This is a genomic window from Chthoniobacter flavus Ellin428 (assembly GCF_000173075.1).
GTDB lineage: Bacteria > Verrucomicrobiota > Verrucomicrobiia > Chthoniobacterales > Chthoniobacteraceae > Chthoniobacter > Chthoniobacter flavus.
Map to the genome: position 1 here is coordinate 1 of NZ_ABVL01000023.1, position 20,259 is coordinate 20,259.

The following is a 20,259-nucleotide window of genomic DNA, read 5'->3' on the forward strand; positions in this document are numbered from 1 at the left end:
ATTCAATTCGAGACCGGCAACGGCACCGCCGGCAAGGACGCCCATACCGCGGCCAATGCCTTCCCGTTGGATCAATGGGTGCACGTCGCCGTGGGGGTCGATCGGGCGCGTGGCACGGCGCTCATTTACGTGAATGGCAAGGACGTGACGCGCGGACAATACCATCCGCCCCGACTTCAAGACCGCGGGGACGAGGGAGGCGGGGTCCAACTCCCATTCTTCCTATCCCTCCTATCCTTCGGCGGTCACAGACCGCCGCTACGGCGCCCGCCTTACTTTCCGTGCTTCTTCGCGTAGGCGGCGACGTCCTTGGCGGCCTTCGTTTCCGTGCCGGGCGCATCGAGGAAGCCGAGGTCGCGGACCCAATCGATGAATCGATCCTGCCACGTACCGAAGGGAATGCCGTTGCGGGAACTGATTGCGCCACCGTGTCCGCCGCGGCCGTAGATGTGCATCTCGAGATCCGGCACGCCGGCCTTGAGCATGGCGGTGAAATATTCGGTCGCCCACACGGCGTGCACCTGGTCGCCCGAACCGGCACAAGTGATGAAGCTCGGCGGCACGTTGGCCGGGATCGAGGTATCGGGCGCCTTGGCGAAAGGCGACGGGCCCGGATAAATCAGGCCCACGAAATCCGGGCGCGGTGAGACCTTCGCCAGCGGATCGGAGGCGCCGCTATTTTTCTTCGCGAAGTCATCGAAGAAGAGCGCGGCGGGCGCGGAAAGTTCGCCGCCGGCGGAGAAACCGATGATGCCGATTTTCGCGGGGTCGATCTTCCACTCCGCGGCATGGCTGCGCACGAGGCGGATCGCTTGAAAGGCGTCGTTCACCGCGTCGACCGTGGGCTCGTAGCCGTCGATGCGGAGGCGATTGCGCAAGACGATGGTCGCCACACCGTAGCGGCCGAGGAACGGCACGACGTCGTAGCCTTCGGGCCCGACCCAGAGGATCTTGTGTCCGCCACCCGGCGCGACGATCACCGCCGCGCCCGTGGCCGGCGCATCACTGGGCGCCAGGTGCACCTCGATGCTGGGGTTGTGAATGTTGATCGTGTTGAGCAGCTTGTCCGTGCTCTTGCCGCTGGTGTTGTAGTGCTCGGCTTCGTGGATGCGCGCGTGGTTGAGCAGCGGGGAATCGGGCGGATAAAGCGAGAGCACAATGCCGCCGGGCAACGCGGGCGCCGGGATGAACGGGCCATCGGCAGGCTTGCGCTCCGGCGGCTGGGACACTTTTTCCTGGGCCAGGCAGAGGGAGCTGAATGCCAGAAAGAGGATGGGGAGAAGTCGTTTCATTTTGGGAAGAGGCAGCCTTTCAGGAATCTTTGACCGGGATTGGTGGGGCGTTCTTAGCCGGTCTCTAACGGCGCCGTCCTCGCCGTCGATTGCCAGGCTAGCGAAATTGACGAGATTGCGGTCGCGCTTTCGATTGCCTCTCACTGGGAGGGGCGACTTTCCAGAAAAGACCCTGCGTCGCGGAGCGACGCCCCAAAGATGGCGCTACGCGCGTTTACGTCGGGCGGCGACTGGAAAGTCGCCACTCCCAGAGCCCGCCATCGCGCATCCTTTGCGCACTCGCTCTCCGACGCCGGGACGGCGCCGCTACAGCCAGGTGACTACGTCTTCGACGCCATCCAATTCTTCCCCACGGCCTGGGGCTGCGCCTTGCGCAGTTCGAATTCCACCTGCAAACCGCTGGGCTTCACGTTGCGCACGGCGACGGTGCCGCCGCAGGCTTCCACGCAGCTCTTCACGATGGCCAGGCCGAGGCCGGTGCCGCCGGTCTCGCGCGTGCGGGCGGATTCCGGGCGGAAGAATGGATCGAAGAGGCGATGGAGCGCTTCCTCCGGAACGCCCGGCCCGCAATCGGTCACCATCAGCGAAATGCGTTCCCCACGATCGCGCGCCGAAACGGTGATCGGTCCGGAAGGCCGGCCATCGCTCTGCACGGTGGGACGATACGAATAATTTTCGCCGCCCGCGTGCGTCGGCGCGGCATAGCGCAGGGCATTGCGAATGACATTCCCCAAAGCGCGCGCGAGCAGATCGGGTTCGGCCATCACCGAGAGCGTGCCGGGCACATCCACAATGACACCACCATGCTCCTTCGCCTCACGGGCGACCACGCGGCCGGTCATCTCGGCCAGCGGCACGGGCTTCAATTCCACATTCTTCCCGCCCACGCCGGCCTTGGAAAAGGAGAGCAGCTCATGAACGAGCTCGGACATGTGGCGCAGCTCTTCGCGCACGTCCTCGACATAGTCGCGCTGTTTGTGATCGGCCCGCTGCTCGAGAATGCTTAGCGCCATTTCCATGCGGGCCAGCGGCGAGCAGAGTTCGTGGGCGATATCGCCGAGGAAACGTTTCTGGCCGGTGAAGAATTCGCGCAGGCGTGCCGACATGTGATTGAGCGCCCCGCCGAGCCGGCCGATTTCATCCGCGCGATTTGCCTCCACATGCGTCTCGAAACGGCCTTGCGCGATGGATTCCGCCGCACCCGTCATCTGCCGCAAGGCGCGAGTGATACCGCGGACCAGCGGCGCCCACATGAGTACGGAAAGGATGAGCACCGCACCGCCGCCGATGAGCCACGGACGATAATCGAAGAGCAGGCCGCCCCCGCGCAGATCATCGGTCGACAGAACGAGCGTGGTCGGCGCCGGCGGACGCGTCTGGCGATCGAGCACGGGCATGCGAATGAGGACCCAAAACAGGCTCGGCGAATTCGTGTGGACCATCATCTTGGGAAAACCTCCCTGCACCGCCGGTGGCGGGGAATCATCGCCACCTTCGTGAGGCGGAGGCGGATCCGGGCGGGGAGGCGGCGGACCGTGACGCGGACCATTCGAGGGCGGACGACCTTCCCGATTGAAATCATCCGGCGGCGGGCGTCCGGAAGGATCGTCCTCCGGGGGTGGACGGCCCTCCGGGCCGATGGGGCGACGGGCCGGCGGCGGGCCGGGCTTGCTTCTCTGGACCGGCTGCAATTCCAGCAACCGCGCCCGCACCTCGGCCGGTAGCGTCATGCCGGTGGTCAATGCGCCGCCATCGTTACGGAAGAGCCCCATCTGCAGGTGATAAGCCGCACTCGTGCTCTGGATGCTCTGCTCCCATTTTGGCTGGGCTTCCTCATTGAGCTGTCGCGACAGCACCAGGGCCATGGATTGCAGGCGGTCATTCACCGGCCCGGCGAGCAGCGAATCCAGCCCGAGCTTGAGCTGCCCACGCGCGAAGATCACCGCGGCGGCGACGATGAACCCGAGGTTCAGCGCAAACCACAGCAGGATTTTCAGCGACAGCGGGAAGCGGAATCCCGGCAGGCTGGCGGCCTTAGTAGGAGTCGGCATCAGGATCGATCAGCATGTAACCCGCGGCGCGCACGGTGCGAATGAAGTGCGGCGTCTTTGGGTCGTCACCGAGCTTCTTGCGCAGGGCGGAAATGTGGACGTCGATGGAGCGGTCGAAGACTTCGTATTCGCGCTCGCGGATTTCCTCGAGGAGATGGTCGCGCGTCTTCACCCGGCCCTTGGCGCGAGCCAGGGAGAGCAGCAACTCGAACTCCACCGGCGTAAGCAGGAGGGCCTGGTCGCCGAGCGCAGCGGTGCGGGAGCCGGGATTGATGCGCAGCCGGTCGATCACGATCTCGGCCTCAGTCTCCTTGTCGGTCGTGGCGGGCGTACGGACACTGCGGCGGGTGACGGCGCGCAGGCGGGCGAGCAGTTCGCGGGTGGAAAAGGTCTTCGGCAGGTAATCGTCCGCGCCGATCTCGAGGCCGACGATGCGGTCCGCTTCATCGCCACGCGCGGTGAGCATGAGCACGGGGACATCGCTGGTCCGGCGGATGCGCTTGAGCACTTCGAAGCCATCGAGCCCCGGCAGCATCAGGTCCAGGATCACCGCGTGCCACGCCTCGGCCGTCGCGCGCTCCACCCCCTCGGGACCGGTATGCACCGTTGCAACGTCATAGCCCAGCGGGTCGAGGTAGTCGGCGATGAGCCGGCAGAGCTTGCGGTCGTCATCGATGACGAGCAGGCGAGGGCGGGTTGCGGACGGGGAGGAGTTCATGAGCGGACTGGGGGCAAAGGTTAGCTGGTCGCGTGGGCGGCGTGGGGAGATTTACACTTCCTTAACAAAATATCGATTTCACAAACACACGGACTTAACGAGAGTAGAGTCGAATCGCTGTCATCCCGGAGAAAACATCAACCCACCTCCTAATTATGATGAAAATGCGCTCCCTCGTTTCGCTCATGGCCCTGGCGTGCACCGTCTTCGCGCTGACCGCTCGCGCGGATGAGCTATCCGACCCTCAAGTCCCGAACATTCCGCAGGAGGTCAAACTCACTCCGGAAATGCAGGCGACGCTGGCCCAATTGCTCAAAACCTTGGGCACCAACCAGGCTGGCAACCCGGCGCCGGCCGGCACGGCGCCGAACGGCAATGTGGACCCCGCCAAGGTGGCGCCGATGATCTCGCAGTTGCTGAAGATGCTGAATAGCGACAACAGCGACCAGAACGACGACCCCAAGCCGGCTCCCCATTCCGAGCAAGCTCCGACCCCGTCGAACGGCCAGAAATCCCAGCAAACAACCGGGTCCACCGGCCTGCAAACGACCTCCCTCCACAGCGGAGGCTTGGTGACCGGGACCCTCGGCGGCACCCCACGCCTGACCAGGGAGCAGTGGCGGGCACTCTTTCCCATCCCGCACAACTAGAGGGAGATACAACCCGATCGTGGGATTGGTTTTTCCGGTGCGCGTCCGTATTCCAGGAGTTTTGGCTAAACAACCGGCGGCCTCCAATTTGCCGCAGCCGTCCGGCAGTCAGCCTAACCTCACTGGCTGGTCGGGGCGTCGCCTGACTAATCCTTGTAAGATTCGCCTTGCCCGGCAGCAATTCCTTCTGTAGATGCAATGCTCGGGTGAGCGGCGCATAGCCGAGCGCCTCATCGTCGAATGCGCTTCGCAAGCGCGACGATGCCGGAGCCTCGGTTCGCGGATTTTTCCGTCGAACCGCCAAGTCTACTGCGAAAATCGAAGTCCAAAATCCCGCGCGTGCACCCGCTCCCCGCCCGTTCGGAAAGAGTGTCTCCCTATTCAAATCCAAAATCGTGTTAATGGTCGAATCCGCGCCCGTGAGGTGCGTGTGATTCTCGCTGCCACCGGTCAGCAGCTCGGCGTCATGAAGCTTTCAGACGCCATTCGCAAGGCTCAGGAAATGGGGCTCGATCTCGTCGAGGTCGCCGCCAGTGCCAATCCCCCCGTCTGTCGCATTGTCGACTTCGGTAAATTCAAGTACGAGGCAGCCAAGCACGAGAAGGAGAAGAGGAACGTCTCGAGCAAGCTCAAGGAAATCAAGTTCCGCGTGAACATCGACGAGCACGATTACGAGACGAAGATGCGGCACGCCGAAGAGTTCCTCGACAAGGGCAACAAGGTGCGCGTGCAGTTGCAGTTCCGTGGTCGCGAAATGGCCCACCAGGAACTCGGCATGCAGCTCATGGCCCGGGTGAAAACGGATCTCGTCACCATGGCTCACGTGGAGATGGAGCCCAAGCTCCTCGGCAAGAGCGTCACCATGACTCTCGCCCCGTTGCCGCAGAACAAGCGGAAACGGAACTTCTCGACCGATGGCGACCTCCCGCCGCTGGAGGACGGGGACGAGGATGAGGAAGCAGCAGCAGAAGAAGAAGCATAACCCTTTTTGAGCCTGACCAAGGCTATCAACTCGGACGGACACGCCCCCGCGCGTCCGTCCGTTTGCTTTTTAGGAAACAGACGGTGCGGTTGAGGGCGCGCTCTCGCCGGTTTCGCCGGAGGCGTCATCCAGTTGCCCATTTTGGGGCGCGGCGCCAATTCCGAATTCCCGACGGTTCAAGATGACGAACGCGACGAAGACCACCCATGGCAGGAGGAGCGGTGGTCCCCAGACGGGGAAGAATCGCTCGAGGCCGATGCCTTTTTGCCACGGCATGCCATTGGAGATCGAGTTGTAGAAGACGAAGAGTGCGACCGAGCCCGCAGCCGTGAACGCCAGGAACCAGCGTGCGGAGTAGTAGATCAGGAACGGGCTGACCCAGACGAGATACTGGACGCCGAACCCGGGTGCGAAGGTGAAGAACAGCGCCCAGACAACGGCCATCGTGGCCAGCAAGTCCGCCGCGCTGCCCTTGCGCCGCCGCCACGCGACCACCAGCGTCCCGACGATGATGAGCAGCTTGAGCGCCTGCACGACCCAGGTTTCGGCCGGGGTGAGCGCTTCATGGAGACGATGCCTGCGAACGCCGGGATGCCGGTCATATTCAACAAATAGGTGATGCCCCACCAACCCCAGATGCTGTTGTAAACCAGAACGTGGCGGGCAAAGACTCCGGGGATCGCCAGCAGCGGCGCGCTCCAGCAAAGGAGCAGCGTCAGCACATTGGCCACGACAAAGGTTACCGCTCTTTCCTTGCTGCGATGCCACCAGAAGAAAAAGAGCACCGGGCTCATGATGAGCGGGATGATCTTTACCTGGCAGGCCACGGCCAGCAATACGCCGGCGAGCAAGGCACGGCCGTGGATGCAGGCCAGCACGGTAAGCACCAACCCGAGTGGGATCAGCGGGTCGAAGTTGCCGTGATAGCCGGAGACCATGAACGAGATCGGGCTGGCCGCGAGCACAGCGATCGCCCACCACGGCGGACGTCCCGTGCGTCGACGAACCCAGAGCAGCCCGAGCACGACGATGAAGTCCGCGATAATCCCCGGCAGGCGTTGATAGAACGCAAAGCGCTGGCCGCTGGCTCGCGTGGTGTTGCTGCCGCCAGCGAGTTCGTAGATGAAGCCGAGGTAGTTTCCGAGAAGCGGCGGGTGATTGAACAGCGGGTCGTGCAGGTAGTTATTCACGACGCCTTCGTGGGCGATGTTCTGCGCAAACCGGTAAAAGAAAACCTCGTCCACCGTCCCGTAGGTTGTGGAGGCGCAATACAGCTTTGCCGCCATCGCCAGCAGGGCGATGAGCAGGACCAGTAATTCAGGCTTCTTCTTCATGGGGCGGCCTTGCTTTAGCAGGCGCCGTGCGAGGACTGGACAGAGAGCACCGAAGAATGCCCCCTTTCGCGAACTCTCAAAGATCGACCTCTTCGTGCTCGGTGCTGACGATGCAATCGCGATCGTCGGTGAGGTTCAGATAATAGACCTTCGTGCCTTCCGGCAGAGTGGCGTGGATTTTCCCATCGGCGCCGATCTCGGCGGGGACGGCTTCCCACAGGCGCTTCTGCCAGGGACCAGTGTCCTTGGTGAATTCCAACTCGGCCTTGGTGATCTTCGTCTCGCCGGCGATGGCCGCCCACACGTTGCGGCCGTCGCGGCCCTGCGCCGTGATCTTCGCCAAGGGCTTGCCGCCATTGACGATGCTATCGGCAAAAACCTGGATCTCCTTGGGAGTCTCGCCGGGGCCGTGGCCATGCGGCATGCGTGGGCGCAGGCACAAGGTGTGCGCGCCCTGCGGCAGACGATACGATTTCTGCCAGGCATTCATCGTGTAGGCGAAGTCGTTCGTACCGTCCACCCATAGCATCGGCATCTTCGCGGCGGGCAGATAAACCGAGGGATCCCACCAGAGCATCCAGCGTGTAGCCCGCTCCGGCCCGAGCGCCTCCACGTTTTTGGCAAAGCCATGTTCATTGGTGAAACCACAGCCGTAGACCGGCACGGCAAATTTCAGCCGGGAATCCACACCGGCAATGATGCTCGTGAGATAGCCGCCCCACGAAATTCCCGTGACCCCGATGCGCTCCGGATCGACCTCGGGTTGACTGCGCAGGAGCGAGTCCGCGAGCACGGCATCGGCCACGGCGTGATAGGTCCATTGATCCTCTCGCGGATTATCGATTTGGTCCCAACCACCCCAGCCTTGCGGACCACCGGCATCGTGATGCTGCCACTTCTTCGGATCGGCAGTGTGGACCGGAATCGCCCCGCAGGTATCGAAGGCAATCGCCGCGTAGCCGCGACTCGTCCACAGCCGCACCCACGCTTCAAACGCCGTCCCGCCTCCGCCATGCACGAGCACGATGCCCGGGACCTTTTTGCCGGGTTCCGTCGCGGGAATCCCCAGCCAGGCGAAGACGCGCGTCGGTTTGCCTCGATAAGGCAGGCCTTCGAAGAAAATGCCTTTCATTCCCTCGGCGCGCAGCGGATCCGCGGGATAGGTCTTCGGCGCTTTTCCCAGTGCCTCCACATCCCACATCGGTCCGGTCGGATTGCTCGGGGCTTTCGCTGCGGTGGAAGGGGCATCCGCGGCCCGGGTCGTCCACGCGGTAACGAAAACGAGTGAAAGACTGAGAGCAAGGAAAGGGGCGAGGCGATGTTTCATGTCGGGAGAAAGATCAAATTCAAGGTGAGAACCTAAGTGGGAAAATGAATCGAGATTTGGCGCGACCGCGTTTTGGAGGGCGCCTGTCCTTTGGCGCTTTGGGAGTCACCTCTCGAAAGCGGTGGAGGACTACCGCATCTCCAAGAACGCATGCGTCCGTGGCCCGCCCCTTCGTGTTTGTAAACGCGGCCCGCGGAAAATGGGGAACGCGCCGGAGTGCATCCCTCCGCAAAAAAGCCTCTCGCGTCCGGAGACGCGAGAGGCTTTGAGAAGTTCGAATTCTAAAGCGGCGCGCTTACTGAACCTTGCCGGTGAGGCCGGCCTTCTGCAGCGCCTCGGCCACTTCCTTGGCGTTGAAGTCGCCCTTGATCTCGAAAGACTTGGCGCCCTTCTCGGCGGTGTTGCTGGCCACGCCTTTCACTTCGCCGAGCGCGCCGTTCACGGCCTTGACGCAGCTCTTGCAGCAGAGGTGCACGTCGTTGATGGTGAGCGCGGAAACCTTCGCGTCTTTCGCGCCGGTTTCGGAGCTGACCTTGATCGCCGAGTTGTCGCTCTTGCCGTAGTAACCGGCGGCAACGAGGGCGTCCACGGCCTTCTGCGCGGTCGCGTCATCCGACGCGGTGACCGTCACGGTGCCGCCGTCTTTATCGGATGCGGCCTTGGCGCCGGAGACGGTGCCCACGGCTTTGTCGACGCCCTTCACGCAGCTGTTGCAGCAAAGATGCACGTTGGAGAGTTTGACGGTGGTTTCCGCCTGCGCAAAAGCAGCGAGGGCGGCGGTGAGAACGAGGGTGAGGATGGTTTTGTTCATTGGGTGTGGCGGGTGAAACGCTGGAGGATGCAAAAGGTTGCGCCGAGGGCAAGCTTTCATCGAACGAGGTGCGGACGGGAGACGACGGGGGTAGGAGAACATCCAACGTCCAACACCCAACATCGAACATCCAATGAGGGAGCGTGCGGGGTGTGAATTCGAATAAAGGGCGCCGCTCTGGTCCTTGGCCGTTCGGACAATAGGCGAGGTTGTTCACGTTCTGACATCGTGCTGGCGATTCGCATCTCCCCCCAATGAATTGCCGATCACCTCCTCTGCGCGGCTCCGCCCCTACGGCTTTCCGCATCTCTCGCGCTCGCTCGAGCGCCCTCTTCCTTTTCCGGTCACCGCGGTTCGTAAAACCCCCAACCCCCTCCTCCAACATGAACAAGAAAATCACCCTGCTCATCGCCGCGCTGTGCTGCGCGGCCACTGCCACCCAAGGCGAAAACCTCACCTACACCACCGACTGGGTCGGCAATTCCAACCCGACGTCCACCAGCTACGCCGGCAATTGTGCCCGCGCCATGTGGGTCTCCCCCCAAGGCATCGTCTACACCTCATGTAACTGGGATGAAAACGGGCGCAACATCGGCATCTACCAGAACGGTGTCACCATCGGCAAAGCCGGTGGCACCAATCAAACCCAGGGCTCCGCGATCACCGGCGATGCCACCGACATCTTCGCCGCACTCGCTTCGCCGAACTCCGGCGCCGTCGGCCGCTACAATCGCACCTCGCTCGCCCAGGACCTGAAGTTCACCGTCAGCACTGGCACGGGCGACGCCATCACCGGCCTCGCCGATTACAATGGCGAGCTCTACATCAGCGACTTCCCCGGCAATCGCATCCAGGTCTACACCACCGGTGGCGTCTTCGAACGCGGCTGGACCATCACCGGCCCCGGTGCTGTCGCCGTGGAAAATGGCGGCGCGAATGTCTGGGTGGCGCAGCAGAGCAGCGGGAAGATCTGCCGGTTCAGTTCCACCGGCACCGCCGGCACGGTCATCCAGATGGCTTCCACCTCGCGTCCGTCCTCGCTCTACATCGACTCGCAAAATCGCCTGTGGGTCGGCGACCAGGGACCGGACATGAACATCAAGGTTTACACCAATCTCAGCGGCACGCCCACGCTCGCCTTCACCTACGGCGATACCGGCGGCTATCTCAATAGCACCACCGGCATCATGGGTGAAACCGGCGTTGGCCGCTTCACTCGCGTCGTCGGCATCGGCGGTGATTCGGCGGGCAATATGTATGTGCTGAACAACCCGTGGGGCGGCACCTGGGACCTCGGCCGCAATGGCGAGACCGATATCCACTGCTACGACAGCACGAGCAAGCTGCTCTGGATGATCCAGGGGCTGAACTTCGAGGGCAGCGCCGCGCCCGATCCGGGCACCGACGGCGTGAACCTCTACAGCGGCGACCTGCTCTTCAGCGGCTCCAGCGGGGCAGGCTTGCTCGCCAACACGGTGAACCCCTTCCGCTACCCGACGGATCCACGGCTCAACACCAGCAGTCAGGATCGCGGGCTGCATTTCGGGCAAACGACGACCGTGAACGGCAATCGTATCCTCATCGCCAGCGGGCAAAATCCGGACGGCTTCTACACTTACTACTTCAACCAGTCGACCGACGGCTATGTCGCCATTCCCGGCACCACCACCTTCGGCATCTCCGGTGCCCGGGTGCGGAACGGCTTCTGCCTCGACTCCGCGGGCAACGTCTGGACCGGCCTCGACAAAACCAACGCCATCCAGGAATACCCGCTGACCGGTTTCAACGCCAACGGTTCACCGATCTGGGGCGCGGCGGTTTCCACGCCCACGCCTTCAACCATGGCGCCGCTGAACCAACTGCGCTACCTGCCGGCTACCGACACGATGATCCTCGCCGGCGGCGCCACGGACTGGACCACCATCGGCAACCGCGTCGAAGTCTACAACAGCTGGCTCGCCGGCAACCGCACACCGAACCACGTCATCACGCTCAGCCGCGGCACCGCCAAATCGATGGCCGCCGCCGGTTCGTATCTCTTCGTCGGCTACTACGCGATACCGAATGTCGACGTCTTCAGCCTCACCACCGGCAGCCTGGTGCTGACGCTGGTCAGCAATAACAACGTCTTCACCGGCAACGACACCGACTCGATGTACAGCCTCCACGCCTACGTCCGCTCAAACGGCGAATACATGATCACCAAGGACGACTACAACACGAACAAGGTGGTCATCTTTCGTTGGAACCCGACCGCGACTGTGACCTGCCATACGACCAACGTCGTCGACCCGAATGGCCACACGCTGGTCCAGGGCACGTCCACGGCCAATGCCGGCCAGACGGACCAGACGACGTTTGCCCCGGCGGTCGCCTCGGCCTTCACCAATCACATGGGTGGCGTGGTGAGCTTCGATGTCTCTGGCGATGCGCTGACTTCCGCGCCGGCCATCGCGGCCAGCTACGGGGGCGGCACCAAGACCTTGAGCATCGGCCTCACCGCCGGTTCTGCGCTCGATATCTCGCCGCTCGCCCCGCCCTCCGGCACCGCCGGCGTGACCAATTGCCTCACCGCGCCGGATACCGGCTCTGCCTTGGGTGATATCTCCTTCACCCTGGGCAGCATCACCGGTGGTCAGGCCAGCGAACACGTCACGGAGTTTGCCTTCACCTACCTTACCGAGACGGTGTTGAACGGCCTCACCGTGACCGTGACTGCGACGTTCTCCGACCAGAGCACCTCCACGGTCACCCGCACGGTAAACCGCAACACCACCAGCCCGGTCTACGATACCTTCTTCGGCTTCGTCGCCCCGAGCGGGACCTATATCGTCTCCGTCGCGCTGACCTCCAATACCACTCGCGGGGATACCACGCACATCGACGACGTGGGCTTCGTCACCGCGGTTGTGCCGTAACGGGCGGCGCCGGCGGAAAGACTCGGAGGGCGCGCTCCCGCGCGTTCCCACTTTCCTTTCCGTCTGAACCACAAAAGTGGGAGCGCGACGGAGCGCGTCCCTCCGATTAGGAGGTGGATGTTCTGCCTTTCCTCCTTCCGCCTTCCTCCTTCATCCTTCCCGGCATGATACCTCGCCCGCCGTCTGTCGTGATTGAAGCTTTGTCGCCGCTCGTCGAAGGCGGCCGGTATCCGATCAAGCGCGCCATCGGCGAGGACATCGTCGTCGAGACGGATGTCTTTAAGGACGGACACGACATCGTCCTGGCCGTGCTGAAGTGGCGGAAAAAGGGCCACCACCGCTGGCACGAGACGCCGATGCAATGCATCGACCCTTACAACAAAGACCGCTGGAGCGGGGTCTTCTCCGTCTTCGAAAACGCCGTCTACGAATACACCATCGAAGCGTGGGGCGATTACTTCCGGTCGTGGCAGCACGAGTTTCAGGTGAAATTCGAGGCCGGCCTCACCGAGCTGACCAGCGAGATCCTGGAAGGCGCGAGCTTCGTCGGCCGCGCGGCGAAACTGGCCCAGGACCAAGGCCAGAAACGCGATGCCGAACGCCTCGTGGTCCTGTCGGACAAAGTCCGCGAGGGCAATCCTGAGACCGTCAACGCGCTGGCCCATTCGCCCGAGATGGAAGCGCTGATGACCGCCTATGCCGACCGCAGCGAGAGCGCCGAATACCTGCTGAACCCGCCGCCTGTCGCCAAGCTCATCGCGCTCTCCGCGCCATCGGCTCCGCTGGAAAATGCTGCCGCGCCGGCGCGCAAGGGCGCGGGCAATGTCATCGCTTTCCCCACCGAATCCTCGCCCGCCGGAAAGAAAGGCGCCGCATCCAAAAAGAAAAAGCCCGCCACCGTAGCCGAGCCGAAAGCCGCCGCTGCACCGGTCGTCGCACCCGAACCCGAGTTTCATTTCACCCCACGCTACCCACAAGTCTACGTCGACCGTCCGCGGGCCAATTTCTCGCAATGGTACGAGTTCTTCCCGCGCTCGGCCGAAGGCCGTGGCGACAAGGGCTCGACGTTTCGCGATTGCCTGCCGCGCGTCGATGACGCCCGCGCCATGGGCTTCGACGTGATTTATTTCCCGCCAATCCACCCCATCGGCATCACCGCACGCAAGGGCAAGAACAACGCGGTGAACTGCCAGCCGGGCGAACCCGGCGTGCCTTACGCCATCGGCAATCGTCACCAGAAATGCCCGAACGGCGGCGGCCACAAGGACGTTGCCCCCGAGCTCGGCACGCTCGAAGACTTCGGCTGGCTGGTGAAAGAGATTCACGCCCGCGGCATGGAGGTGGCGCTGGACTTCGCGCTCAATTGTTCGCCCGACCACCCGTACGTTCACGAGCATCCCGATTGGTTCTACAAGCGGCCCGATGGCACGATCAAATACGCCGAGAATCCGCCGAAGAAATACCAGGACGTCTATCCGCTGAATTATCACAACGCCGACTGGCGCACCCTTTGGGATGAGCTCACCAGCGTCATCGAGTTCTGGTGCGAGCACGGTGTGCGCATCTTCCGCGTGGATAATCCGCACACCAAGCCGGTGGCCTTTTGGGAATACCTCATCGGCCGCGTCCAGGCGCGCTTCCCCGACGCGCTCTTCCTCAGCGAAGCCTTCACCCGTCCGAAGATGATGAAGGTCCTGGCCAAGGCCGGCTTCACCCACAGCTACACCTACTTCACCTGGCGCAATACCAAGGAAGGCCTCACCAAGTATTTCACCGAGATCACCCAGACCGAGTGCTCGGAATACATGCGCCCGAATCTCTGGCCGAATACGCCGGATATTCTGCCCAGCTTCCTGCAATTCGGCGGGCGGTCCGCGTTCATCATTCGTGCCGTGCTCGCCGCCACGCTCTCGCCGGTCTACGGCATCTATTCCGGTTTCGAGCTCTGCGAAAACCTCGGCCTCGACAAGAAGCCGTGGGACGCCGCCTCGAACGTCGGCCATTTCCTCCATCTCTGCGACAACGACTACAAACAGCTGGCCAAGGAGGAGTATCTCGACTCGGAGAAATACCAGTGGAAGCAGCGCGACTGGAATGCGCCGGGGAACATCAAGGAGATCATCACGCGGCTTAACCGCATCCGCCACGAGAACCGCGCGCTGCAGCAGTTGCGCAATCTCCAGTTTCAGCGCACCGAGAACGACCTGGTGCTCTACTACTCGAAGATGACCGCCGCGCGGGATAACATCATCCTCGTCGTCGTCTCGCTCGATCCGTTCCATTTCCAGGACGCATATATCGATGTGCCGGTCGATCAATTCGGCTGGGTCGAAGACCAGCAGTATCAAGTGCACGACCTCCTCAACGACGAGCGCTACCTCTGGACCGGCCGCCGCAATTTCGTGCGCCTGCATCCCGACAAGCCCGCCCACGTTTTCCGCGTGCGGCGGAAGACGCATAGCGAGAAGGATTTCGATTATTACTTGTAGGCGGCTGCGTTCCGCATTCCTCCCCCAATGAATCGCTTGCGCGGGGATTGTCCCCAAGCTCACTCTTTATCTCATGAACCTCCCTCGCTCTTCCCGTCGTTCGTTCCTCAAGTCCACTCTCGCGGCCGGTATCGCCCCGCTCATTTTGCCGTCGCATATCTGGGCGGCGGAGACCAAGCCGAATTCGCGCCGGACCTTCGGGTTCATCGGCATCGGCAAGCAGATGCATGGACTGATGGGGGGTTTCCTGGGGAAGGATGAGGTGCAGGGTGTGGCGGTGTGCGATGTGGACAACAACCGGCGCAACGAAGGCAAGCGGATCATCGGAGAGCACTATGCGAAGAAGAGCGGCAGCGATTTCAAGGGCGCGGAGATGTATAAGGACTTCCGCGAACTGCTCGGGCGGAAGGACATCGACACGGTGGTCATCGCCACGCCGGACCACTGGCACGCGCTGATTGCGATCGCGGCGACGGAAGCCGGGAAGGATATTTACTGCGAGAAACCGCTGACCGAGACGTTGCACGAAGCACGTGCGCTGGTGGATTCGGTGCGCAAGCACGATCGCGTCTTCCAGACCGGCTCAATGCAGCGCTCGATGCGCGAGTTCCGCGTAGCGTGCGAACTGGTGCGCAATGGCGTGATCGGCAAGATCTCGCGCGTGGAAGCGGGTTTCGGCAAGCCGGGCGTGCCGTGCGATCTGGCGGAGGAAGCGGCGGAGCCGGGACTCGATTGGGACATGTGGCTCGGGCCGGCGCCGATGCGCGGCTACAATTCGATCCTCAGCCCGCGTGGGGTGCACACGCATTTCCCACTCTGGCGCCTGTATCGTGAATACGGCGGCGGCTATGTGACGGACTGGGGCGCCCACCATCTGGATATCGCGCAGTGGGGCCTTGGCATGGATGACAGCGGTCCGGTGGAAGTCATTCCGCCGAGCGATTGGCAGACGGCGGAGGCGGGCGGCAAGCTGCGCTATGCCAATGGCGTGGAAGTGACGCACATCAAGGAAAACGGCGTGACGTTCTTCGGCAGCGACGGCGAGGTGTATGTGAACCGCGGGAAGATTCGCGTGCAGGTGAAGGGCGCGGAGAAGGCGAAGTTCATGGACAAGAACGATCAGCCGGCGCTGACGGCCCAGCTCGATAACCTGGAGAAGGAATTCCTCGCCGACGCGAAGGTGAAGCTCTACTCGAGCGCGGATCACAAGCAGGACTTCCTCGATGCGATCCAGAAGCGCAGCCGGCCGATTTGCGACGTGGAGATCGGTGCGCGCAGCGTGACCTGCTGCCATCTGCTGAACCTCGGCTATTACCACGGCGAGAAGATCCAGTGGGATCCGGCGAAGAATAATTTCGCGGGCGGCACGGGAAACCCGGCGTGGCTGACGCGGGAGTACCGCGGGCAATGGAAAGTTGCCTAGAGATTTTGGCCCGCGAATCACGCCAATCACACGAATGGGTCTATTCGTGTGATCCGGGTGATTCGCGGGCTACTTTTTGTTTGAGTCGACGAGGAGCGCGGAATTCGAAACACCTATGAGCAAGACTTGGAAGATTGCGGGGATTAACTTCGACCACATGCACATGGGCGATTTGCTGCGGCGGGTGCATGAGCATCCGCAGGCGGAGATCGTTGGCATTTGCGATGAGCAACTCGGGCGGATGCAGAATGCGATCGGCGCGTTCGGCATTCCGGACGAGCGGGTGTTCACGGACTACCGCGCTTGTTTGGAAAAGACGCAGCCGGATTTGGTGATCCTGTGTCCGGCTGCGGCGGAACATGGACTATGGACGAAGCGCGTGGCGGAGTACGACGTGAACATCCTGGTCGAGAAGCCATTCGCGGGGTCACTCACCGAGGCGGATGAAATGGTGGCGGTGCAAAAGGCGAAGGGGAAGTTGCTGGCGATCAATTGGCCGACGCGCTGGTCAGCGTGCTCGATCACGGCGAAGCGGTTGATCGATGAAGGCGTGATCGGTGAGGTGCTCAATGTGCATCATTACGGCGGAAATCGCGGGCCGCTCTTTCATCGCGCGGACAAGGTGGTATGCGAGCCGACGCCCGAGGAGAAGCGCGCGAGCTGGTTCTACAAGAAGGATCGCGGCGGCGGCTCGCTGCTCGATTACGCCGGTTATGGCGCGACGCTCGGAACGTGGTTCCAGGGCGGCCGCAAGCCGATCGAGGTGACGTGCACGATGGATACGCCAGAAGGACTGGAAGTGGATGAACACAGCGTGACGGTCTGCCGCTATGCGCATGGGCTTTCGACGATCCAGACGCGCTGGGGAACGTTCAGCGATCCATGGATTCAACAGCCCCAGCCGAAGTGCGGGTTTGTGATTTGCGGGAGGCGCGGGACGATGACGTGTTACGACTATGCCACGCACCTGCGGCTGCAATCCGCCGAACGGCCGGAGGGTTTCGAAGTGCCCGTGGATGAAGTACGCTCGCCGTTCCAGGATCCGATCCAGTATTTGCTCTCGGTGCTCGAAGGGGCGCCGTTCGAGCGCGGGCCGTTGCATCCCGAGATCGCGCGCATCGGGCAGCAGATCGTGGACAGCGCGGCGCTGAGCGCGCGCGAGAAACGGACGGTGCCGTTACTGGGGAGCTAGGCCCGGGCGATACTGCTTCATCGCGCCGCTCACCGGATCGATCTGGATGGTGTAGAAGTTCGCCGGCGGCGTGGTGCCGGCGATGACGTCGTTGATATTATGCAGCGTCACGCACCAGATGCCGGTCTGTCCCATGTTCGTGGAGCCATCGGGCATGAAGCGGAAGTAGATGAAGTCGTATTTGGAGCCGACGTTGCGCGGCATCTGCGGGTCCTTGGGACCGGGGGTGCCTTGAGCGGGACCGGCGTTCCCACTGGCCGTCTGGCTGATGATGGTGGAAAGCGTGCCCTTGTCGATGACGATGGACTGCGGGAGAATCGCCGGCTTATCGATCGGCGCGCGGACGAAGTCGTTCGTCGTCGGATCGATGGCGTCGAGGGTATCGAAGACCTGAATGGCGCGGTACTGGGCGTTGGCGATAATCGGATTGCCGGAGGCGTCGCTTTCACCCGGGGTTTCCGGGTCGGCGTAGCGGATGAAGCGCACTTCCACGGGGTGATTCTTTGACAGGGCGTACTGGCGGGCGAGGCTGAGTTGATCGTAGAGAACTTGCTCGCCCTGCGTGAGCTGCGAGCCCCTCAAAACCGTCGAAGCCGCCGGGACGACAAACGCCGCGATGATGATGATGATAAAGATCACGATCATCAGCTCGATCAGAGAGAAACCGCTTATTCTGGAGGAGGACGTTTTCATGCGGGTGGGGGTTTAGATTGGCAATGTAATGACATTGATACCCATTTTGGGCGACTTGACTACTGCCAAGTTGAGGAATCTTCATCCCCCGCTTATTTCCGCCTCGACAGCCGCGGGAGCCGGGTTTGCATGGGAGAAACCTCATGAAATCCACGGAAATTCTTCCCCTTTCGGTGCTGAAGCAGCGCGCCACGGAGGGCCGCCTGGAGGCGGCGGTGCATGGGCAGGTGGAGACGCTGACCAAAAAGGAGACTCGGGACGGGAAGCCCTTTTGGGAACTCGTCCTGGCGGACGCAGAGGCGAAAATCACTCTGCGGGCGTGGAGCGATTCGCCGGCCTTTGCGGCGTGCGAGGAGATGTCGGTGGGAACGTTTTTGGAAGTGACCGGGGCCTTTGCCCACAATGGCGGCTTCGGCCTCGACGCCAAGCAGTGGAACTGCCGGGAATTGACCGCCGAGGAGCGGGACACGCTGCTGGCGGGCTCGCCGGAGCTGCGGGAAAAGCAGGGTGCTGACTTTGCGTTCATCGAGCAGACGGTGGGGGCGATTGCCGATCCGCGGTTGCGGGAACTGGCGGTGCTGTTTCTTACGGAATACGGGCCGCGATTCCGCCGGGCGGCCGCGGCGCGCGGGAATCATCACGCCCGCCGAGGGGGGCTGGTGGAGCATGTCGCGCAGATGATGCGCGGGGCCCTGGCTGTTGCGGGAGCGTATCCGTTTCTGAATCGCGACCTGCTCGTCGCCGGGGTGCTGTTTCACGACTCGGGCAAGCTGTGGGAGAACTCACTGCCGGCGGATGGCTTTGTCATGCCGTTCGACGAGCGCGGGGAGATGCTCGGGCATATCACCATTGGTATCGAACTGGTCAACGCGTTGTGGCGCAAGGTGCTGGCGACGGAGGTGGCAGCGGGTTGGGCGGCGTTGCTGCCGGCTAGTGAGGATGTGCGGCTGCACCTGTTGCATCTGTTGGCGGCGCATCATGGCGAGTTGCAATTTGGTTCCCCCGTGGTGCCGAAGACGCCGGAGGCCTGGGCGCTGCACTACGTCGACAATCTCGATGCGAAGATGGAGATGATGACCCAGGCCTATGCCACTTCGCGACAGCTCGGCCCGCGCATTCAGGAGCGGGTGTGGCCCTTGCCGGGAAATCTCGTGGCGCCGCTGGAGAAGTTTACGCCGGCGGAGGAGTCTTAAGTTTTAAGGTTTAAGTTTTAAGTGGCAGCGCCTGCCGCGCATTGCTCTTAAAACTGACAACTTAACACTTAACACTTAACACTTCGTCACCGCAGCGCCTGGATGGCCGCCAGCGTCTGCCGCACGTTCTCCGCGATGGTGTAGTGGGCGCCGAGCGTTTCCAGGCGGAGCTTCGCGATGGCGCGGCGGTCGGGATCGCTCCAGCTCTTGATCGCGGCGGCCAGCGCAGGGACGTCGTTGGGTTCCTGGATGATCTCGCCTTCGAGACCGGATTCGATGATTTCCGAGAAGCCATTCTGTGCGCTGGTGATGACCGGCAGTCCGGCGACCAGCGCCTCGAGACAGGCGTTCGAAAAGGGGTCGTAGATCGTGGGTAGGATGAACGCGTCCGCGGCGGCGAGCAGTGGAGGCATGTCCTTCACCGGACCGAGGAAGCGCGTGTATTGGCTCTTCGGCATCGCGCGGTGATTACCCCGGCCGGCGACCAGCAGTGTGGCATGGTCGAGCTTCGCCTCGTTCATCGCCTCGATGGCGAAGCGCAGGCCTTTGCGCGACCATCCGGACCCGGCGAAGAGAATGGCGAAATCGTCGTCCTTGAGTCCGAGCGAGGCGCGCGTGTGGGCGCGGGCATCGGGCGGCACGTTGAAAGGTGGGACGCCGTTGTGGATCACCTGGATCTGTGTCTGCGGATATTGGAAATGCTGCACGATCTCGTCACGGATGAGGGCCGAGTTGGCGATTACCGCCCGGGCGCCGCGCGGGCCGAAGAGCTCCTTCTCCAGCATGAGGATTTCCCGGTGCTTGCCGCTGAACCGCCGGAACCACGCCTTCCACGGCGGCTCGAATTTCTTCCGCAGTTCCAGCCACGCGGCATGCACGCCGTCGCCGGCGCGATAGGCGTCGCAGGTATGGAGACGCTCGAGGCTGAAGACGAAATCGCAGCGGTCGCGTGGGCGCAGGGCGAGTACGGCATCCGCAAAGGTCCCCGGGGATTTGCTGTCCACGGGCACGAGTTCGAAGGGCCATTCCTCGACCGGCCAGCGTTCGCTGAAGAGGACGATGGAATGCCCGACCTCGCTCGCCGCCTCGGCGAAACGTCGCAAATACGCCTCCGCACCCCCGGTGCGGGAATAGCCACGGCGAACGAGTCCGATCTTCATTTAGGATTTGGGATTGAGCATTTAGG

The 20,259-nt window shown here is 62.7% G+C and carries 17 protein-coding genes; 8 read left to right on the forward strand and 9 right to left on the reverse strand.

Annotated features, from left to right (window positions below; translation table 11 throughout):
* Positions 1–297: LamG-like jellyroll fold domain-containing protein (locus CFE428DRAFT_RS25700; RefSeq protein WP_042725808.1), on the forward strand; the 297-nt coding region annotated here is incomplete at its 5' end.
* Here the strand turns inward: CFE428DRAFT_RS25700 and CFE428DRAFT_RS25705 are convergent.
* From CFE428DRAFT_RS25705 to CFE428DRAFT_RS25715, 3 genes are all read right to left on the reverse strand, one after another.
* Positions 273–1,292, reverse strand: a complete 1,020-nt coding sequence (locus CFE428DRAFT_RS25705; protein WP_006982611.1) for an alpha/beta hydrolase — start codon at positions 1,290–1,292, stop codon at positions 273–275. The two genes, CFE428DRAFT_RS25700 and CFE428DRAFT_RS25705, sit on opposite strands and share 25 nt — an antisense overlap.
* 320 nt (positions 1,293–1,612) lie before the next feature.
* On the reverse strand, positions 1,613–3,343 hold the full coding sequence (locus CFE428DRAFT_RS25710) for a sensor histidine kinase (RefSeq protein ID WP_006982612.1): 1,731 nt from the start codon (positions 3,341–3,343) through the stop codon (positions 1,613–1,615).
* Positions 3,327–4,061 (reverse strand): response regulator transcription factor, encoded by a 735-nt coding sequence (locus CFE428DRAFT_RS25715; RefSeq protein WP_006982613.1) that lies wholly within the window; start codon positions 4,059–4,061, stop codon positions 3,327–3,329. The genes CFE428DRAFT_RS25710 and CFE428DRAFT_RS25715 overlap by 17 nt, the downstream gene beginning before the upstream one ends.
* A gap of 164 nt (positions 4,062–4,225) precedes the next feature.
* Between CFE428DRAFT_RS25715 and CFE428DRAFT_RS25720 the strand changes: the two genes are divergently transcribed.
* Positions 4,226–4,711 carry a hypothetical protein gene (locus CFE428DRAFT_RS25720; RefSeq protein WP_237705566.1) on the forward strand — a complete coding sequence of 162 codons (486 nt, stop codon included), beginning with the start codon at positions 4,226–4,228 and terminating at the stop codon, positions 4,709–4,711.
* Positions 4,712–5,096: 385 nt separating this feature from the next.
* Positions 5,097–5,693: a translation initiation factor IF-3 gene (gene infC, locus CFE428DRAFT_RS25725; protein WP_420196897.1), complete on the forward strand. Its 597-nt coding sequence runs from the start codon at positions 5,097–5,099 to the stop codon at positions 5,691–5,693.
* 69 nt (positions 5,694–5,762) lie between these two features.
* On the opposite strand, the gene CFE428DRAFT_RS38310 is transcribed toward infC, so the two are convergent.
* From CFE428DRAFT_RS38310 to CFE428DRAFT_RS25745, 4 genes are all read right to left on the reverse strand, one after another.
* Positions 5,763–6,137 carry a hypothetical protein gene (locus tag CFE428DRAFT_RS38310; RefSeq protein ID WP_083805344.1) on the reverse strand — a complete coding sequence of 125 codons (375 nt, stop codon included), beginning with the start codon at positions 6,135–6,137 and terminating at the stop codon, positions 5,763–5,765.
* Positions 6,056–7,027 carry a glycosyltransferase 87 family protein gene (locus tag CFE428DRAFT_RS36180; protein WP_006982616.1) on the reverse strand — a complete coding sequence of 324 codons (972 nt, stop codon included), beginning with the start codon at positions 7,025–7,027 and terminating at the stop codon, positions 6,056–6,058. Before CFE428DRAFT_RS36180 ends, CFE428DRAFT_RS38310 begins: the two co-directional genes overlap by 82 nt.
* Positions 7,028–7,103: 76 nt before the next feature.
* On the reverse strand, positions 7,104–8,354 hold the full coding sequence (locus CFE428DRAFT_RS25740; protein ID WP_006982617.1) for an alpha/beta hydrolase family protein: 1,251 nt from the start codon (positions 8,352–8,354) through the stop codon (positions 7,104–7,106).
* Between the two features lie 295 nt (positions 8,355–8,649).
* Positions 8,650–9,165 carry a cation transporter gene (locus CFE428DRAFT_RS25745; RefSeq protein ID WP_006982618.1) on the reverse strand — a complete coding sequence of 172 codons (516 nt, stop codon included), beginning with the start codon at positions 9,163–9,165 and terminating at the stop codon, positions 8,650–8,652.
* Between the two features lie 383 nt (positions 9,166–9,548).
* Between CFE428DRAFT_RS25745 and CFE428DRAFT_RS25750 the strand changes: the two genes are divergently transcribed.
* From CFE428DRAFT_RS25750 to CFE428DRAFT_RS25765, 4 genes are all read left to right on the forward strand, one after another.
* Positions 9,549–12,083, forward strand: coding sequence for an NHL repeat-containing protein (locus CFE428DRAFT_RS25750; protein ID WP_006982619.1), 2,535 nt, complete (start codon positions 9,549–9,551; stop codon positions 12,081–12,083).
* Positions 12,084–12,271: 188 nt separating this feature from the next.
* Positions 12,272–14,572: an alpha-1,4-glucan--maltose-1-phosphate maltosyltransferase gene (locus tag CFE428DRAFT_RS25755; protein WP_049975758.1), complete on the forward strand. Its 2,301-nt coding sequence runs from the start codon at positions 12,272–12,274 to the stop codon at positions 14,570–14,572.
* 73 nt (positions 14,573–14,645) lie between these two features.
* Entirely contained in the window at positions 14,646–15,995 is a 1,350-nt protein-coding gene (locus tag CFE428DRAFT_RS25760; protein WP_006982621.1) for a Gfo/Idh/MocA family protein, read from the forward strand.
* A 115-nt stretch (positions 15,996–16,110) separates the two neighbouring features.
* A complete protein-coding gene (locus CFE428DRAFT_RS25765) occupies positions 16,111–17,187 on the forward strand; it encodes a Gfo/Idh/MocA family protein (RefSeq protein ID WP_006982622.1) in 1,077 nt (358 codons plus the stop codon).
* On the opposite strand, the gene vccD is transcribed toward CFE428DRAFT_RS25765, so the two are convergent.
* Positions 17,173–17,880 (reverse strand): Verru_Chthon cassette protein D, encoded by a 708-nt coding sequence (gene vccD / locus CFE428DRAFT_RS25770; RefSeq protein WP_006982623.1) that lies wholly within the window; start codon positions 17,878–17,880, stop codon positions 17,173–17,175. The two genes, CFE428DRAFT_RS25765 and vccD, sit on opposite strands and share 15 nt — an antisense overlap.
* A gap of 143 nt (positions 17,881–18,023) precedes the next feature.
* Here vccD and CFE428DRAFT_RS25775 point away from each other — a divergent pair, with 143 nt between their 5' ends.
* Positions 18,024–19,073 (forward strand): HD domain-containing protein, encoded by a 1,050-nt coding sequence (locus CFE428DRAFT_RS25775; protein ID WP_006982624.1) that lies wholly within the window; start codon positions 18,024–18,026, stop codon positions 19,071–19,073.
* Between the two features lie 86 nt (positions 19,074–19,159).
* Here the strand turns inward: CFE428DRAFT_RS25775 and CFE428DRAFT_RS34505 are convergent, their stop codons facing one another.
* Complete coding sequence (locus CFE428DRAFT_RS34505; RefSeq protein ID WP_006982625.1) at positions 19,160–20,233, reverse strand: glycosyltransferase family 4 protein; 1,074 nt, start codon at positions 20,231–20,233, stop codon at positions 19,160–19,162.
* Between the last annotated feature and the right edge of the window lie 26 nt (positions 20,234–20,259).

Coding starts and splice junctions, on each gene's coding strand:
- CFE428DRAFT_RS25705 (WP_006982611.1), bottom strand. CDS start 1,292: ATGAAACGACTTCTCCCCATCCTCTTTCTGGCATTCAGCTCCCTCTGC.
- CFE428DRAFT_RS25710 (WP_006982612.1), bottom strand. CDS start 3,343: ATGCCGACTCCTACTAAGGCCGCCAGCCTGCCGGGATTCCGCTTCCCG.
- CFE428DRAFT_RS25715 (WP_006982613.1), bottom strand. CDS start 4,061: ATGAACTCCTCCCCGTCCGCAACCCGCCCTCGCCTGCTCGTCATCGAT.
- CFE428DRAFT_RS25720 (WP_237705566.1), top strand. CDS start 4,226: ATGCGCTCCCTCGTTTCGCTCATGGCCCTGGCGTGCACCGTCTTCGCG.
- CFE428DRAFT_RS38310 (WP_083805344.1), bottom strand. CDS start 6,137: ATGGCCGTTGTCTGGGCGCTGTTCTTCACCTTCGCACCCGGGTTCGGC.
- CFE428DRAFT_RS36180 (WP_006982616.1), bottom strand. CDS start 7,027: ATGAAGAAGAAGCCTGAATTACTGGTCCTGCTCATCGCCCTGCTGGCG.
- CFE428DRAFT_RS25740 (WP_006982617.1), bottom strand. CDS start 8,354: ATGAAACATCGCCTCGCCCCTTTCCTTGCTCTCAGTCTTTCACTCGTT.
- CFE428DRAFT_RS25745 (WP_006982618.1), bottom strand. CDS start 9,165: ATGAACAAAACCATCCTCACCCTCGTTCTCACCGCCGCCCTCGCTGCT.
- CFE428DRAFT_RS25750 (WP_006982619.1), top strand. CDS start 9,549: ATGAACAAGAAAATCACCCTGCTCATCGCCGCGCTGTGCTGCGCGGCC.
- CFE428DRAFT_RS25760 (WP_006982621.1), top strand. CDS start 14,646: ATGAACCTCCCTCGCTCTTCCCGTCGTTCGTTCCTCAAGTCCACTCTC.
- CFE428DRAFT_RS25765 (WP_006982622.1), top strand. CDS start 16,111: ATGAGCAAGACTTGGAAGATTGCGGGGATTAACTTCGACCACATGCAC.
- vccD (WP_006982623.1), bottom strand. CDS start 17,880: ATGAAAACGTCCTCCTCCAGAATAAGCGGTTTCTCTCTGATCGAGCTG.
- CFE428DRAFT_RS25775 (WP_006982624.1), top strand. CDS start 18,024: ATGAAATCCACGGAAATTCTTCCCCTTTCGGTGCTGAAGCAGCGCGCC.
- CFE428DRAFT_RS34505 (WP_006982625.1), bottom strand. CDS start 20,233: ATGAAGATCGGACTCGTTCGCCGTGGCTATTCCCGCACCGGGGGTGCG.